Raw genomic sequence first — 16,042 nt, forward strand, 5'->3', positions numbered from 1 at the left:
TCTAACGGTGTCGGGACCTGCTCCCGACCACCATGTTTACTTCAGTGACATCGTCTGACGCTTCTCCGCCGATTGCAGTCCAAGCTCAATCAACTCCATAACCTGAATCGCTTCTTCGGCGGTCACCGGATTGTTGCCATTACCGAGAATGGCATCCCGCATCCCGGCGTAATAAGCCGGATAGTTACCGGGAATGGTCAGCAGCGTTTCTTCCACCAACATTCCATTATCACTGACTGACGTCACCACGCCATCACGCATATCGTAACCCCACGCTTCCTTTGGCAAACGGGCACCGGACTTCAGACAGTCCTCCTGCGGATCGAGTCCCCACTTGACATAGCTGCCTTTGGTTCCATGCACCTGATAGCGTGGTGATTCCGCTGCCACCAGCATACTGGCATGAAGCACGACCCGGCGCTGAGGCCAGGTCAGCACGGCATGAAAATAGTCGGTGGTTTGCGCACCGGGACGCAGATCGGTCATATCAACATTGATGGCGACCGGTGAGCCAAACAGTTGTAGTGCCTGGTCAATCAAGTGGGGGGCCAGATCGTACCACAGGCCACTACCCACGCCCTTCTGTTCACGCCAGCGGTCACGCACTTCCGGCCGGAAACGGTCAAAATGCGACTCGAAATAGCGCACGTCGCCCAGTGTACCTTGTGCCAACAGGTTTTTGAGGGTCAGAAAATCACTGTCCCAACGGCGATTGTGAAACACCGACAACATCAGCCCTTTGGCTTTCGCCAGCATACCAAGTTCGCGCGCTTGTGACAGTGTAACGGTAAAAGGCTTGTCCACCACCACGTGTTTCCCGGCGTTAAGTGCCGCTCTGGCCAGCGGAAAATGAGTGTCATTGGGGGTGGGGATAACAACCAGCTGTAGCGAGGGATCCTCAAACAGCGCCTGCGGATCGGCAACCACGCGGGCGGCGGGCCAGTCGGCGTGAACTTTAGTGGCATTGCTGCTGGAAACGACGCTCAGTTCCAGTCCGGCCGTGCCCACAATTAACGGCGCATGAAAAGTCTTGCTGGCAAAACCGTAACCGACCAGCCCTACACGAATTTTTTCGCTCATTTGCACTCCTTTTGTCTGTCACCATGATGATTTAAGACCATTAACCGGCTAAGGACAAGCAGGAATACCCCTGAACTGCACGGTTCAGCGAGCGGCACCGATCGTTACACCCCAGGTTTCCTCTGCCACCAGCGCATCATGAGCATCGTGCATCCGGCGGCGAAAATCACTGGGGCTGACCCCCACCCGCTTACGGAAAACCCTGGAAAAATAGAGCTGATCGTCATACCCCACCAGGCGGCCAACGGTGGCTATCGGCTGCCGGGTAGTTTGCAACAGCAGCCGGGCACGGATCACCCGCTGATCCTCACGCCAGCGTAACAAATTAACCCCCATCTGTTCGCGGAACAGATGAGCCAGCCGGGATGGTGACAGACAGACATGATTCGCCACATCATCAATCTTCAGCTCGCCCGCCAGATTGCTGGTGACGAACTGACAGGCTTCGATCACACGTGGATCACGGATTTGCTGACGGCGCATGGGATCTTCTTCCACCGCGCGCAGCAACAGTTTCTCCAGCAGGTTCATCGCCAGTTCTTCCGCCAGGCGTCGCCCGGAAGTATGCGTCTGCTCAATGCTGATAAACAGCTGTTCAAACTCTTCCCGCTGCCGCTCCGGTAGCCGTAGACGCCCAACCCCCAGGCACTGTTCCTGCCATACCAGCCAGTCGCTCCAGTAGGCGCGGGGACGGAAATAGATCCAGCGGTGATGCCAGCTGTCGCTCTGTGCAGAACGCCCGTAGTAATGGGGCGTTTGGGGCTGAAACAGCAACAGATCCCCCGCTTCGCATCCGAACGCATCCGTCCCGCTGAATACCTGACCACGCCCGCTGATGGTCAGGTTGATGATATAGCCCTTCATGCCGTGAGGCCGGTCGATAAAAAAATCGAGCGCGTCCCCGGCATTGATTGGCGTAAGCCCGGCCACCAACCAGGCATTAAAAGGATATCCCGGCAGCAACGGATTGGACTGTGCCACCGGCGCTAAATGATGACCCATAATGCCACCTCAGGCTGATTTGGCTTTCTGTTTATAACGGTCAAAAATCACGGCCATTAGCAGTATCAGACCGCGCACCACATACTGAGAAAAGGGTGAAATATTAAGCAGGTTCATCGCATTTTCCACCGTCCCAAGGATTAACACCCCTGCCACGACGTAGGAAATTTTGCCTATCCCCCCCTTCAGCGACACGCCACCCAGCACACAGGCTGAAATGACAATCAGTTCATAGCCCAGTGAGGTCATCGGCTGGCCGCTGGTCATCCTTGAGGCAAGGATAATACCGGCTGCCGCCGAAACCAGCCCGGAGAGAATGAAGATAATGATACGGGTTCGCACAACCGGAACACCCGCCAGCCTGGCCGCTTCTTCATTACCACCAATGGCCAGCGTGTTACGTCCAAAGGTGGTCCTGTTAAGCAGGAAACCAAAAATTACCATAGTGATGATCGTCAGCCAGACCGGTGCGGGTATCCCCAGCCAGTTGGTGTAACCCAGTGCGAAAAAGCGCTCATCCTCAATGCCTACCGCCTTACCGTCAGAAAAGATATAAGCCAGTCCGCGTACAATCTGCATGGTGGCAAGGGTGGTGATCAGCGCGTTGATCTTCAGCTTCGCAATAACAAAACCATTAATAAAACCGCAGGCAACCCCCAACAACAGACCGGAAAACACCCCTACCCACAGGCTTTCAGTGAGATTGATAACCACTGCGGTAGTCACGCCAGCACAGGCGATCACTGACGCAACCGAGAGGTCAAAATCACCCGAAGCCAGGCAGAACAGCATGCCGCAGGCCACCATGCCGGACATCGACATCGCCAGCCCAAGGCCCTTCATATTGATTAGTGTGGCAAAATTCGGCACAAACAGGCTACAACCGATAAACAGCACGGCGAATACCACCAGCATACCGAAATTATCCCAGATACGGCTCAGGTTGATACGCGATGACGTCGGGTGCGACGTCACAGGCGTCGTGGAGGAAGATGACATCAGAGCTCTCCTTCAGTTCAGGCCACAGCGGCGGTTTGTTGAGTGGTTTTAGGCATAGCAAGGCTCAGGGTCAGGGCTTCGGTGGCCTCCTGATGCTTCAGCTCACCGGCAATTTCTCCTTCCCGCATCACCACGATGCGATCGGCCAGCCCCATCACTTCTGGCAGGTCGCTGGAGGCAAACAGCACCGCAACGCCCTTTTCAGCCAGCGCATAAATCACATTATAAATTTCGTGCTTCGCGCCCACGTCGATACCCCTGGTTGGCTCATCCAGCAGGACAACATTCATCTCCTCCGACAGCCAGCGTCCGAGGATCGCCTTCTGCTGATTACCGCCGGAAAGATGCATGATGGCCTGGTCGGCTGAAGGGGTTTTAATCTTCAGCGCACGGATGTGCGCGGCGGCATTTTCGCGCTCCCACTGATGATTGATCAGGCACCCGGCGGTCAGATTATTGCGCCGTGCGCTGATATTGATATTGTCGCGCACCGAATGTACCGGGATAATACCGTCTGCCTTGCGGTCTTCCGGGCACAGCAGAATGCCAGCGCGAATGGCATCAGCCGGTTCACGGACCGTCAGCTTTGCGCCATCCAGCCACAGCTCACCGCCGCTCAGTCGCGTGGCGCCAAACAGGCCTTTCATCAGCTCGCTACGGCCGGCACCGACCAGACCAAACAGACCGACAATTTCCCCGGCACAAACGCTGAGAGAAATGGGCGTCCGCACCCCTTTTGCCTGCACCCGGTCCAGCTGAAGCCTGACCCGGCCGATCGGGCGTGGTCTGTAACCATAGATATCGCCAATGTCGCGTCCCACCATCGCCTGTACCAGCTGGTCATGGCTGGTATTTGCCACATCGGTAAAGGTGCGCACGTAGCGCCCGTCCTTGAATACGGTGATGGCATCGCTGAGAGCAAAAATTTCCTCCATGCGATGGGAAACATACAGTACCACCCTGCCCAGATCGCGTAGCTTGCGGATCACCCGAAACAGATGCTCAGTTTCCCGCACCGAGAGTGAACTGGTCGGTTCATCAAAGGCGATCACTTTGGCATTTCGCGCCAACGCCTTGGCAATCTCCACCATTTGCCACTGCCCCAACGAGAGGGCTTTCAGCGGGGTGTCCGGGTCGATATCCATCCCCAGATTGGCTAACTGCTGGCTCGCCTCGTAACGCAGCAGTGAACGATTCACCATGCCAGCCCGGTGGGGTAACTGCCCCAGGTAGATATTCTCAGCGACCGACATTTCCGGTACCAGATGCAGTTCCTGATAAATAATGGCGATCCCGGCATCCAGCGCGTCGGTGGTATGAGCAAAGTTGACCGGTTGGCCTCTGAGGCGAATTTCCCCACGGTCGGGCCGGTAGCTGCCACTGAGGATCTTCAGTAGCGTCGATTTACCGGCACCGTTTTCGCCCATCAGGGCATGAACCTGGCCGGCCGCGCACTCAAAACCGATCTCCTGCAACGCTTTGACGCCCGGAAAGTCCTTGCCGATACCGTGAAAGCTCAGATAAGGGGGTTGCGTGCTCATAACTTCTCCTGCAAGGGTTGTGGCCACAGGTGATGCGGCCCTTTTCACGGCTACATCAGGCCTTTTTTCGCCAGCTCGGTTTTGAAATTTTCACGGGTGATCAGCACCACGTCGGTCACTTCGGTAAATTTCGCCGGTTCGGCATCTTTTGTTACCCAGTTAAACAGCATCTGGATGCTCCTGTAACCATGCACATCCGGGCTGGGCAGCAGCGAGCCAAAAAAGCCTGTCGGCTGGCCTTTTGACAGCTCGCTGATGGCGTCCACGCCGTTAATACCAATGCCAATAACATCCGGTGCCTTAAAGCCCTGTCCTTCGGTGGCCCGGACGCCGCCCAGCACGGTGTTGTCATTCATGCCGACGATCAGCCAGTGCTTAACCTGAGGGTGCTGCACCAGCAGAGCGTTACCGGCATCAAATGCACCAGGAATATCGTTGGATTTGGTCGGGACCTTATAGATTTGCGCCGCCGGGAAACCGGCCGCTTTCAGTGCATCCATTGCGCCGCTGGTGCGGCGGCGGGCGGTATCCAGCTCATCGGCGGTAATCGCCATTACCCCGGTATCTTTGACATTCCAGGCGCGTTTCTGCATCTCTTTGTACAACTCCTGCCCCTGACGCTCGCCGATTTTAGTGGCCGCCATCATCACCAGCGGCACGGTATCCATTGGTTTGCCTTTGGCGGTAACAAACTGATCGTCAACAGCTATCACTTTCAGATCATAGCTGCGGGCCTTTGCCACAATCGCCGATCCGAGTTTGGGATCGGGTGTGCAGATCACAAAACCTTTCGCCCCACTGGCAGCGAGACTGTCAATAGCATTAAGGGTTTTTTCACCGTCAGGAACAGCGATTTTAATCACCTCAAAGCCCATCTCTTTTCCGGCTTTGTCGGCAAATTTCCATTCGGTCTGAAACCAGGGTTCTTCGGGCTGTTTAACCAGGAAACCCAGCTTTATGGCATCAGCCATAGCTGAATGTGACATAACGGCAGCAAGGCCAATGGCGGCCAGCGCATGAGTGATTTTGTGCATAAAGCTCTCCAGTTCAGTACCCGCTTTTTGCGGCGTGATGTAAACGGTAACAATCGCAATGCTGAGAACTTAACTAACTGTAATTACATCATATCCAGCTTTTCTCCGGGAAAAAGATACCGGCAGACAGTAGTTTTAGCGCTTACCTGACGTCGAAAGAGAGAGCGCTATCACACAGTGAGATAACAGTCAGATTATCCATATATTCAGCCAAATTAACCTTTGGTTAACATTTTGACTGCCATCACAAATGCACTCGCAACGGCAGAAAAATACATATATCCAGCGTCCGTTTCCTAACCTCTCCGGCTGCCACTTCATAGGGTAGGAACACAGCAGATAATTAGCGGCGGGAGATAACATGATGCAAAGGGAAGCCATTACTATTGGGCTGGATTTCGGCAGTGATTCGGTACGGGCGCTGGCGGTGGACTGTGCCAGCGGTAAGGAACTGCACAGCCAGGTGGTTCTCTATGCCCGATGGCAGAAAGGCCTGTATTGTCAGAGTCGCAGCAATCAGTTCCGGCACCATCCACAGGACTATATTGACGCATTTGAACAGGCCGTCTGTGACGTTGTCACTAAACTTACACCTACCCAGAGACAACATGTAGTGGGCATTGGGGTCGATTCCACCGGCTCCACACCTGCGCCTGTCGATCGCCAGGGCACGGTGCTGGCGCTGCGCCCGGAGTTCGCAGAAAACCCCAACGCAATGTTCGTGCTGTGGAAAGATCACACCGCCCTTAAAGAAGCTGAAGAAATCACCGCGCTCTGCCACAGCGGCCAGTTTGAAGATTATTCACGCTTTATTGGCGGTACCTACTCTTCAGAATGGTTCTGGGCCAAAATCCTGCATATCAGCCGCCAGGACAGCGCCGTGTGCGAGGCCGCCGTTTCCTGGGTGGAGCTTTGCGACTGGGTGCCGGCGCTTCTCAGTGGTACCACCGCCCCGGCAGACATTCGCCGCAGCCGCTGCGCTGCCGGACATAAATCCCTCTGGCATCCTGACTGGCACGGGCTGCCCCCGGCGGCATTTCTTGACGCGCTGGATCCCCTGCTCACCCGTCATCTTGATGTTCCGCTGTTCAGTGAAACCTGGACCGCCGATCTGCCGGTCGGCAACCTTACTGCAGAATGGGCCAGGCGCTTTGGTCTGACCGGGAAGGTAAGCGTTTCTGGCGGGGCTTTCGATTGCCATATGGGTGCGGTCGGTGCAGGCGCCGGACCGCACACGCTGGTGAAGGTGATTGGCACCTCCACCTGCGACATTCTGATGGCCAGTGAACAGCAGGTGGCTGGTCGCGCCATTAAAGGGATTTGTGGCCAGGTGGACGGCAGCGTGATCCCCGGCACGATCGGGCTGGAAGCGGGCCAGTCTGCCTTTGGCGATATGTATGCCTGGTTCAGTCGACTGCTGAGCTGGCCTCTGTTACAGGCTCAGACGCGTTATCCGCAGCTCAAGACCGAGCTGGCGACCATTCAGCAAAACCTGCTTAACGATCTTACCGAAGCCTGGGCTGGCGACCCGCAGCTGGATCACCTGCCGGTGGTGTTGGACTGGTTCAACGGACGCCGCACCCCTTTTGCCAACCAGCGTTTACAGGGGGTGATTGGCGGGCTCAATCTCGGCACCGATGCGCCGGCACTGTTCGGTGGCTTTATAGCCGCCACGGCCTTTGGCGCACGGGCGATCATGGAATGTTTTGAGCAGCAGGATATCCCGGTGGAAAGTCTGCTGACCCTGGGCGGGATCGCCCGCAAGTCACCGGCCATTATGCAGGTGTGCTGCGATGTAATGAACCGGCCACTGGATATTGTGGCTTCGGATGAGTGCTGTGCGCTGGGCGCGGCGATTTTTGCCGCCGTGGCCGCCGGCGTTTATGCCGATGTGCCGGCCGCACAACAGAAGATGGCCAGTCCCGTCGCCACTACCCTACAGCCGGATGCCAGCCGCGTCCCTGTCTGGCAACAACGCTACCAGCAATACCTCCAGTGGTGTAACGCGTCAGAACCGCTGTTCGCCGCCATCCCGTCAACAAGTATAAGGAGAATGATATGACCCAGCTTAACGTCTGGTTTGTGATTGGCACGCAGCATCTGTACGGCGAGGAGACCTTACGGCAGGTTGCACACCATGCCCGGCAGGTGGTGGACGGGCTTAACCAGCAGGGAAATTTGCCGTTTACCCTGACCCTTAAACCGTTGGTAAAAAGCCCTGATGACGCGCTGTACCTGTGCCGCGAAGCCAGTCACGATCGGCACTGTCTGGGGGTTATCACCTGGCTGCATACCTTCTCCCCGGCGAAGATGTGGATTGGCGGACTGTCTGTCCTTAATAAACCGCTGTTGCAGTTTCACACCCAGTTCAATGCTGAAATCCCCTGGGAGAGCATGGATATGGACTTTATGAATCTCAACCAGACCGCGCACGGCGGTCGTGAATTTGGCTTTATTGGCGCCCGGATGCACAAGGCGCACAGCGTGATAACCGGTCACTGGCAGGATAAAACCACCCAGCACCGTCTGGGCAATTGGATGCGGGCCGCCTCGGCAAAACACGCCAGCCAGACGCTTAAAGTGGCACGTTTTGGTGACAACATGCGCGAAGTGGCGGTCACCGAAGGCGATAAAGTCGCCGCGCAAATCCAGTTTGGCTATGCGGTGAATGGCTGGGGCGTGGGCGATTTGGTTGAGGTGGTCAACGGCATCAGCGATGGCGATGTCAGCACCCTGGTGGATGAGTATGAAACGCTGTATGACTTTACGCCCGTCGCCGCCGTTAACGGTGAGAAACGGCAGAACGTGCTGGATGCGGCGAGGATCGAGCTGGGCCTGAAACGTTTTTTACAGGATGAAGGCTGTATGGCCTTTACCACCAATTTTCAGACGCTGCATGGCCTGACACAGCTGCCGGGCCTCGCGGTACAGCGACTGATGTCGCAGGGCTACGGTTTCGCCGGTGAGGGCGACTGGAAAACCGCCGCCCTGCTGCGCATTTTTAAAGTGATGGCAACCGGTCTGCCGGGCGGCACCTCGTTTATGGAAGATTATACCTACCACTTTTCTCACGGTAACGAACTGGTGTTGGGATCGCACATGCTGGAAGTCTGCCCCTCCATTGCGCTGCAATCCCGTCCGCTGATTGACGTGCAGTATCTGGGCATTGGCGGCAAAGCAGATCCGGCGCGGCTGATCTTCTCCACTCCAGCGGGTCGGGCGGTCAACGCCAGCGTGATCGATATGGGCGACCGGTTCCGTCTGCTGGTTAACGTGGTGGATGCGGTTGAACAACCGCAGGCATTACCTAAACTGCCGGTGGCCCGCGCACTGTGGCAAGCACAGCCCTCGCTGACCATCGCCTCAGAAAGTTGGATACTCGGTGGTGGCGCACATCATACGGTATTCAGCCAGGCGCTGACCGTGGACGATATGCGCCTTTACGGTGAGATGCACGGGATTGAGGTGTTGGTGATCGACGAAGAAACCACGCTGCACGGCTTTAAAGATGCGCTACGCTGGAACGAGGTATATTACCGGCTGAATCAGCGCTAAAGCGTGAGCCGCGCCCCGGGGTAAGGGGCCGCGGTTCGTTTAAAAAAACACCGGCGCGGTTCTCCGGCAGCCTGACAGCCACTTTATATCCACAGTGTATGTTTCCCGATGAGCGAGGCCGCGATCAGTACCCCATCCCCGATCGCCGGTTTAACTGAAACTGTGCGTCAGCAGGCAGGTCAAGGCGCGAATCGGTCTGGATAATTTTGGCCGGTTGCGTACCGTCTTTTTTGTATTTTTCCAGCGCATCAAACGCCGGGCCGGCCATATTTGTCGTCAGCTCAACGGTGGCATTGGCTTCACCCGCCAGCATCGCCCTGTAGATATCCGGCACGCCGTCAATGGAGCCAATGAGAATATCTTTACCCGGTTTCAGCCCGGCGTCCTTTATCGCCTGAATCGCGCCTGTGGCCATATCATCGTTATGAGCAAAAACCATGCAGATATTCCTGCCGTTATTTTCCTCGCGGATAAACTGCGCCATCACCTGCTGGCCTTTACGTCGGGTAAAATCGCCCGACGCCGAACGAATAATGTTAATCCCCGGTGCGGCATCAATCGCGTCGGCAAAGCCTTTGTGCCGGTCAGTCACCGTACTGGCTCCCGCCGTTCCCTCTAACTCAACCACATTACAGGGTTTGCCAGCACGTTCTTTTACCAGCCAGTCGCCAATCAGTTTGCCTTCGTACACATTATCGGCGGTGACATGTGCCATATAGAGCGAGCGGTCTTTCACCACTATTGCCCTGTCGAGCAAAAACACCGGGATTCTGGCCTTTTTGGCCTGTTCCAGCACCGCTTCCCAACCGCCCTCCACGACCGGCGCGATAAAGATGGCATCCACATGCTGAGCAATAAACAAACGCACCGCTTTTATCTGGTTCTCCTGCTGCTGCTGTCCGTCGGCAATTTTCAGTGTGATACCTCGCCTGATGGCCTGGGCGATGGTTTCACGGCTCTCTGCCGCACGCCAGCCCGATTCAGAGCCACTCTGCGAAAAACCAACCGTCATTGATGCTGCCCAGGCGCTACTGGCAAGGCCTGCGCCAGCAAGAAGGGTCAACAGTGAACGCTTCCACATGGATCGTATTCCTCTGATGGGATTCAGTTCAGGCAGGATCGCCCCTCTCCAGCTCCGCCTCTCAAATTCTCCACGGTTAGCGGTGAAGGTACTCATCAGTTACACCGGGTGATGAAGAGACAGGGATAAATCAGCTGAAATATTAGCAGGGGACGTTAAAAAAATGTAAACAAAACACGCGTTTTATGCGGATAAGCAACCGCCCGACACGCTGTGGAATTCTTGGCCATGATCGGCTGTAGCCAGACAGAAACAAACGCGGCGAATTTTCGCCGCGCTTATTTCTGCTCAACCCACCTTTTTTCACGCGTTGACTGTGTGCCGGGACCACAACGGCAGCCTGATGGCTCTTTCTGGTATCCCAATAACGGCAATCACTTTTATCGTCCTGCTGCCTGTCAACGAAGGGCAGAGCCAGATCAACGTCGGAAACATTCGCGGGCGCTGATTATCCACACAGTACATCCCTGTCCAGCATCGGCAGCATTACCACACCTTCAGGATCGCAGGCATCCGTTCTGGAGATCACCACCGTTGCCTGACTGTCGCTGGCATTGTATGGAAGATGTGGCATATCAGCCGGGATATATAAAAAGCTGCCCTCAGGCACTTCCAGATCGTGTTGCAGATTTTCACCAAAACGCACACGGGTTGTGCCTTTAAGAGCATAGATGGCTGTTTCATGATGTTCATGCTTATGCGCCCGCCCCTGAGAATGCGGAGGAATGAAGGCAAGCTGCATGTGGATCCCCTGCGCACCTGCGCTCTGGCGTGAAATTCCCTGCTGATAAATCAGCCCCTGCACCCCTTCTTCAACAGGCTGAGGGGTGATCAAACGGCATCTGGCTTCTGTGCTATCCACGTGATCTGCTCCTGTATTAGCTATTTTTACAACTCTTAACGCAAATCAAACAAAAAAGTAATGAAGATGTCAATGCCCGGATACAAACGGCTGTCAGCAGAAAGGCGAGCGGGATGATCTCTTTCCCATTTTGCGTATAATTCCCTGCCGTTTCCTGTTTAACTGGCGGGATAATCAGCGGTCAACTTTCCCCTTTCAGTAAGGACTTATTGTGGCAGATTCAAAACCGCGTATTGCCGGATGGTTACTGGTTCCCCTGGCCTGGCTACTGATGACGTTGTTAACCAGCGCTCTGGTGGTCGCAATGTATCTGAGTGCACTGGTGAAACCCGAACTGCGTGACGCGTTGTTTAACAACACCCAGGCATTTACCTTGCAGTGGAGCGTTTCACTGCTCACCGCTCTGCTGGTGTGGTGCTACAGCCTGTGGGTGACGTGGATATTCTGTAAGCGCTCCCGCCGTCTGCCTAAACAGTACATTATCTGGCTGTTGCTTACCGTCGTGCTGGCACTTAAAACTTTTGCGTTCTCCCCGGTCAGCGACGCAGCCGCCATCCGTACCCTGCTGATTGCCCTGCTCGCTGCCGCCGTGCTGGTGCCCTACTTCAAACGCTCACAGCGGGTAAAAGAGACCTTTGTTGCCCCCTGAGAGAGTCACAAGCGTGCTTAGGTCAAATATCCTGAGCACGCTTACGGCAAGGGGCCAGGCAGATCAGAACTGATATTGCAGACCAGTGGTTAACGAATAACTTTTATTAGAAAGGCCGGCAACATCACCGCTCAGATGCTGCTGATCTTCCATCATCCGATCAATAATGGTCATATCAGCACTGGCTGTTTTGTACTGCGAATAGTTAAATTCCATGTAGATTTTCGCTGACGGGTTCAGGTAGTAACCCGCAGCGAGGGTTGCCGAGTAGTAATCTGAATTGATGCCCTTCTCATGGAAGGTGACCGCGCGTTGATAATGTTCGTCATTGTCTCTTGCCCTGACCCAGGGACTGAATTTGAACATCGCGCTCAGTTCAACATCACCAAAGCGGGAAACACCGGCCAGGCCCAGGTAAGGTACGCTGAACTGCTGTTTATAGCCGCCAACCGCTTCGCCGGGTACAAACGCCCCCACGTCCTGACCGTTATCATAGCGGTAAGTACCGCCATAAGCCGTCCAGCTATAGCGGGTCTGTTGATAACCCAGCATGGCAGCCAGACCATATTCCGGCGTCTTAACCAGCCAGCCCTTCACATAAGCGTCAAATTCGTTGGCATGATTCAGCTGGGTATCCGGGTGCGTTGACCAGTCGGACCAGCCGGACTGGCCCGGCGTTAACCAGTCGTAATCATCCATCTGTGAGTCGCTGGAGGTAAGCGTTACCCAGCCGCGCGCGCCCAGGGTCAGCCAGTGGGTAGCATCCCAGGAGAGATCGCCTTTAATAATAGGCGCATTTTTTATTTTCCATGTTAACGCGCTGGTTTTACTGCCGTCATCCGCATAAACATACTCGCCAGACTCCCCACCTAACCAGCCCAGGCTGGTGCTCAGTGTTATGGCGTCAAACTCTGTCTTATCCGCAGCGAAGGCCGACGAGGCCAGTAATGTGGTGGCTGAAGCCACAATCAGATTGATTTTCATGGTGTTACCTCCCAGATACGTTTTTTTTTGTGGCTTAACCCTAAACCACATCAAATGGAGCCAATCGCCTGAATAAAGCGGTGTTGAATACAAAACGGTCAAAAAAACAACATAAATTTAATCCCCAGTGCGCTCTTAACCTGTCCGTCGCGTTCAAATGTTGTCGTCAGGCAGCGGATCCCCGATAATAGGTTGCTTTCATTTTTATCAGGCGAAATAATGACCGATTACCTGCTTCTTTTTATTGGCACAGTGCTGGTGAACAACTTCGTTTTGGTGAAGTTCCTCGGCCTCTGTCCCTTTATGGGCGTTTCCAAAAAACTGGAAACGGCGATTGGCATGGGACTCGCCACCACCTTCGTTATTACGCTGGCCTCCATCTGCGCATGGCTGGTGAATCATCTGATCCTGCTGCCGCTGGATCTGGTCTACCTGCGCACCATGGCTTATATCCTGGTGATCGCCGTGGTTGTGCAGTTCACTGAAATGGTGGTGCGCAAAACCAGCCCGGATCTCTACCGCCTGCTGGGCATTTTTCTGCCGCTGATCACCACCAACTGCGCGGTACTGGGTGTCCCACTGTTGAGCGTCAATCTCAACCATACTTTTTTACAGGCCGCGCTCTATGGTTTCAGCGCGTCCATTGGCTTCTCGCTGGTGATGGTGCTGTTTGCCGGGATCCGTGAACGGCTGGTGCTGGCTGATGTGCCCGCGCCTTTTAAAGGATCGTCAATTGCGCTGGTCACTGCGGGCCTGATGGCGCTGGCGTTTATGGGCTTCAGTGGACTGGTGAAATTCTGATGAGTGCGGTCTGGATTGCCATTGCAGTACTGAGTGCACTGGGTCTGCTGTTTGGCGGCCTGCTGGGTTATGCATCACGTCGTTTCAAGGTTGAAGACGATCCGATCGTTGAGCAGATTGACGCTATCCTGCCACAAAGTCAGTGCGGACAGTGCGGCTATCCCGGCTGTCGCCCCTATGCTGATGCGGTAGGTAATAATGGTGAAATGATCAATAAATGCGCGCCGGGTGGAGAGCAAACCATGCTCAAACTGGCCGCACTGCTTAACGTCGAGCCACAACCGCTGGGTGATGAAGCCGCCCGTGAACCGGAGCGCAAAGTCGCCTGGATCGATGAAGCAAACTGTATCGGCTGCACCAAATGCATTCAGGCCTGCCCGGTTGATGCCATTGTCGGCGCAACCCGCGCCATGCACACCGTAATGAGCGATATCTGTACGGGCTGCGATCTGTGCGTTGCCCCCTGCCCGACTGACTGCATTGAAATGCGTCCGGTCGCCACCACCACCGAAAACTGGAAGTGGGACCTGCATACCATCCCGGTCAGAGTTATTCCTGTGGAACACCATGCGTAATCTGTTCAGGCTGTTTAAAAAAGATCCCTTATGGGATTTCGACGGTGGCATTCATCCGCCGGAAATGAAAACCCAGTCCAACGGCACGCCGCTGCGTCAGCTGCCACTGCCCACGCACTTTATTATTCCGGTAAAACAGCATATCGGCCAGGAAGGCGAACTGCTGGTCAGCCCTGGCGATAAGGTACTGCGGGGTCAGCCACTGACCTTTGGCCGTGGCCGGATGCTGCCGGTACATGCGCCAACTTCCGGCACGATTGAGCGTATTGCGCCACACACTGTCGCGCATCCTTCCGCGCTGGCTGAGATGTGCGTGTTTATTACCCCGGATGGCGAGGACCGCTGGTGTGAACGCCAGCCGCTGCCGGACTATCAGCAGCGGGAACGCAGCGAGATTATCACACTTATCCACCGGTCAGGCGTCGCCGGTCTGGGTGGTGCTGGCTTTCCTACCGCAACCAAGCTGAGAGGCGGCATTCGTGGTGTGAAAACGCTGATTATCAACGCCGCCGAGTGTGAACCTTACATCACCGCCGATGACCGTCTGATGCAGGACTGTGCACAGGAGGTACTGGAAGGGAGCCGTATCCTTGCCTGGGTATTACAGTCAGAGCAGGTGCTGATTGGCATTGAAGATAACAAACCACAGGCCATCGCCGCGCTGAAAAAGGCGCTGGGCAACGCAACAGATCTACAGATCCGCGTGATCCCAACCAAATACCCGTCAGGCGGTGCCAAACAGCTGACCAAAATTCTCACCGGGCTGGAAGTGCCACACGGTGGGCGCTCGACGGATATTGGCGTGCTAATGCAAAACGTCGGCACGGCTTATGCGGTCAAACGCGCCATCATCAACGGTGAGCCGCTGACAGAACGGGTGGTCACGCTCACCGGGGAAGCCGTCGGTCAGCCGGGCAATGTATGGGGCCGCATCGGTACTCCGGTCAGCCATCTGCTCCGCAATGCGAATTTCACCCCAACCAGCGGTCAGATGGTGGTGATGGGTGGCCCGCTGATGGGCTTCACCCTGCCGACGCTGGATGTCCCGGTGGTAAAGATCACTAACTGTATTCTGGCCCCTTCTGCCAGCGAGACAGGCGAACCGCAGACCGAAAAATCCTGTATCCGCTGTAGCGCCTGTGCCGATGCCTGTCCGGCAGCGCTGCTGCCCCAGCAACTCTACTGGTACAGCCGGGGCGGCGACCACGACAAGGCGCGGGAACATAATATCGCTGACTGCATTGAATGCGGTGCCTGTGCCTGGGTGTGCCCTAGCAACATTCCGCTGGTGCAATACTACCGTCAGGAGAAAGCCGAGCTTCGTGCCATCGATCTGGAAGCAGAGCGCACAGCGCAGGCGAAAGCGCGTTTTGAGGCGCGTCAGCAACGTCTGGAGCGTGAAAAAGCCGCCCGTGAAGCCCGTCATCAGCAGGCCAAACGCAGCGTCAGCCAGAATGAGAGCGGTGAGATTAGCGCCGCCCTGACACGGGTGAAGGCAAAGACACAGCAAAATACCCGCGACGCTGAAGACGGCGTGCCGCCGCCGGAAAACGCCGCTTCTGAGGCACGGTATGCCCAGGCACGGGCGCAGAGCGCGCTCAGGCAGTCAGAGACTGAACCCGCCACCCGCCAGGCCGACGACCCGCGCAAGGCCGCGGTGGCAGCCGCCATCGCACGTGCCAGGGCAAAAAAAGAAGCCCAGGCCACCCCTGACGCACCGGCGAAAACAGATACCGACGCGACCACACCGGCTACTGACGATCCGCGCAAGGCCGCGGTGGCAGCCGCCATCGAACGCGCACGGGCAAAAAAAGCCGCTCAGGCCACCCCTGACGCACCGGCGAAAACGGATACCAACGCGACCACACCGGCCACCGAC

Annotated in this window: 14 protein-coding genes; 6 read left to right on the top strand and 8 right to left on the bottom strand. The window is 55.9% G+C overall.

Annotated elements, in window-relative coordinates:
- Positions 1-36 precede the first annotated feature (36 nt).
- From EB241_RS08650 to EB241_RS08670, 5 genes are all read right to left on the bottom strand, one after another.
- The gene (locus EB241_RS08650; protein ID WP_124232778.1) at positions 37-1,080 is read right to left on the bottom strand and encodes an oxidoreductase; all 1,044 of its coding nucleotides are present in this window, start codon (positions 1,078-1,080) and stop codon (positions 37-39) included.
- An 84-nt stretch (positions 1,081-1,164) separates the two neighbouring features.
- Positions 1,165-2,082: an arabinose operon transcriptional regulator AraC gene (araC, locus tag EB241_RS08655; protein WP_124232779.1), complete on the bottom strand. Its 918-nt coding sequence runs from the start codon at positions 2,080-2,082 to the stop codon at positions 1,165-1,167.
- A 9-nt stretch (positions 2,083-2,091) separates the two neighbouring features.
- Positions 2,092-3,081, bottom strand: coding sequence for an L-arabinose ABC transporter permease AraH (gene araH, locus EB241_RS08660; RefSeq protein WP_199737337.1), 990 nt, complete (start codon positions 3,079-3,081; stop codon positions 2,092-2,094).
- A 17-nt stretch (positions 3,082-3,098) separates the two neighbouring features.
- A complete protein-coding gene (gene araG, locus EB241_RS08665) occupies positions 3,099-4,622 on the bottom strand; it encodes an L-arabinose ABC transporter ATP-binding protein AraG (RefSeq protein WP_124232780.1) in 1,524 nt (507 codons plus the stop codon).
- A 50-nt stretch (positions 4,623-4,672) separates the two neighbouring features.
- Positions 4,673-5,656, bottom strand: a complete 984-nt coding sequence (locus tag EB241_RS08670; protein WP_124232781.1) for an arabinose ABC transporter substrate-binding protein — start codon at positions 5,654-5,656, stop codon at positions 4,673-4,675.
- A gap of 364 nt (positions 5,657-6,020) precedes the next feature.
- On the opposite strand from EB241_RS08670, the gene EB241_RS08675 reads away from it, so the two are divergent.
- Together EB241_RS08675 and araA are read left to right on the top strand one after the other, a co-directional pair.
- Positions 6,021-7,718, top strand: coding sequence for a ribulokinase (locus EB241_RS08675; protein WP_124232806.1), 1,698 nt, complete (start codon positions 6,021-6,023; stop codon positions 7,716-7,718).
- Positions 7,715-9,211: an L-arabinose isomerase gene (gene araA / locus EB241_RS08680; protein WP_124232782.1), complete on the top strand. Its 1,497-nt coding sequence runs from the start codon at positions 7,715-7,717 to the stop codon at positions 9,209-9,211. Before EB241_RS08675 ends, araA begins: the two co-directional genes overlap by 4 nt.
- A gap of 124 nt (positions 9,212-9,335) precedes the next feature.
- Here araA and ytfQ read toward each other — a convergent pair whose 3' ends face one another.
- Together ytfQ and EB241_RS08690 are read right to left on the bottom strand one after the other, a co-directional pair.
- On the bottom strand, positions 9,336-10,292 hold the full coding sequence (ytfQ, locus tag EB241_RS08685) for a galactofuranose ABC transporter, galactofuranose-binding protein YtfQ (protein WP_124232807.1): 957 nt from the start codon (positions 10,290-10,292) through the stop codon (positions 9,336-9,338).
- 448 nt (positions 10,293-10,740) lie between these two features.
- Positions 10,741-11,154 carry a cupin domain-containing protein gene (locus EB241_RS08690; protein ID WP_124232783.1) on the bottom strand — a complete coding sequence of 138 codons (414 nt, stop codon included), beginning with the start codon at positions 11,152-11,154 and terminating at the stop codon, positions 10,741-10,743.
- A 208-nt stretch (positions 11,155-11,362) separates the two neighbouring features.
- Between EB241_RS08690 and EB241_RS08695 the strand changes: the two genes are divergently transcribed.
- Entirely contained in the window at positions 11,363-11,803 is a 441-nt protein-coding gene (locus EB241_RS08695; RefSeq protein WP_124232784.1) for a DUF2569 domain-containing protein, read from the top strand.
- Positions 11,804-11,866: 63 nt separating this feature from the next.
- Here the strand turns inward: EB241_RS08695 and EB241_RS08700 are convergent, their stop codons facing one another.
- On the bottom strand, positions 11,867-12,787 hold the full coding sequence (locus EB241_RS08700) for an omptin family outer membrane protease (RefSeq protein WP_124232785.1): 921 nt from the start codon (positions 12,785-12,787) through the stop codon (positions 11,867-11,869).
- A 219-nt stretch (positions 12,788-13,006) separates the two neighbouring features.
- Here EB241_RS08700 and rsxA point away from each other — a divergent pair, with 219 nt between their 5' ends.
- The 3 genes from rsxA to rsxC all read left to right on the top strand — a co-directional run.
- Positions 13,007-13,588 (top strand): electron transport complex subunit RsxA, encoded by a 582-nt coding sequence (gene rsxA / locus EB241_RS08705; protein WP_034914646.1) that lies wholly within the window; start codon positions 13,007-13,009, stop codon positions 13,586-13,588.
- Positions 13,588-14,163, top strand: a complete 576-nt coding sequence (gene rsxB, locus EB241_RS08710) for an electron transport complex subunit RsxB (protein WP_124232786.1) — start codon at positions 13,588-13,590, stop codon at positions 14,161-14,163. Before rsxA ends, rsxB begins: the two co-directional genes overlap by 1 nt.
- Positions 14,156-16,042 (top strand): electron transport complex subunit RsxC (gene rsxC / locus EB241_RS08715; protein WP_124232787.1); only part of this gene is annotated, 1,887 nt, incomplete at its 3' end. The genes rsxB and rsxC, both read left to right, overlap by 8 nt.

The organism is Erwinia psidii (assembly GCF_003846135.1).
GTDB lineage: Bacteria > Pseudomonadota > Gammaproteobacteria > Enterobacterales > Enterobacteriaceae > Erwinia > Erwinia psidii.